We start from the raw sequence: 707 nt of genomic DNA, 5'->3' as shown, positions 1-707 counted from the left end.
GAAGCCCGAAGCAAAGGGCTATCGTTGTCTTATTGGGCCTTATACAGAATTTTCTAAAGCGTCTGCTGATTTGCGAGGAGTCAAAACCTTGTCGAACTATCGCGAGGCATTTATTCGTGCGGTTGGCAAAGGGAGTGGCAACACCGTGAAGCAAACGCAGCCGTCATCAAAGCCGACTCCTGTCGCCAAACCAAACGTCGCACCGAAGCCTGTTGCGCCAGTCGTGACCAGTCGTCCAGATACCGAGGCGTTTAAAGCTTCTGCGACAAAAACGACAGCGCAGCCAGTTACGGCAAAAGAGCCGAAACCGAGCACGACAACAAAACCGGTAGCGAAAGCAAAACCAGCACCGAGCGTAAAAGGCAATGGAGAGGTGGAAGTGCGCTTGCGAGCGTCTCTACATGGCAAAACGTATGTCGTGCCTTACCTGTTAGATAATCAGTTTTATATGGAATATGGTAAGCCGTGGAATCGACTCAACTACGAAAGCTCGCAACAGACTTGTCAGCAGTTGGGCATGTCGCTCGCCACGGCGACTGAATTTAAAGCGTTGCGAGATTCTGGTGTGATGGAGAAGAACAAATGGCCGCTGCAATTGCCGTATTGGGGTAAAGATAAGAAAGGCTTGTTTGCCGATCGAGAACCAAATCAGTTAACCGGCACGTCGTTGTTGAATGTGATGTGTGTGAAGTAGCGGTTGTTCATCC

At 50.1% G+C, this 707-nt stretch carries 1 protein-coding gene; it reads left to right on the top strand.

Features of this window, described 5'->3' with window-relative positions; translation table 11 throughout:
- Positions 1–694, top strand: a 694-nt coding sequence (locus R7044_RS25515) for an SPOR domain-containing protein (RefSeq protein ID WP_225456033.1), incomplete at its 5' end; no start/stop codon positions are given.
- Between the last annotated feature and the right edge of the window lie 13 nt (positions 695–707).

The sequence above is a fragment of the Vibrio sp. 1402 genome, from assembly GCF_033340275.1.
The sequence above is the reverse complement of the archived record's forward strand: the minus strand, read 5'-3'. Positions and strand labels throughout refer to the sequence as shown.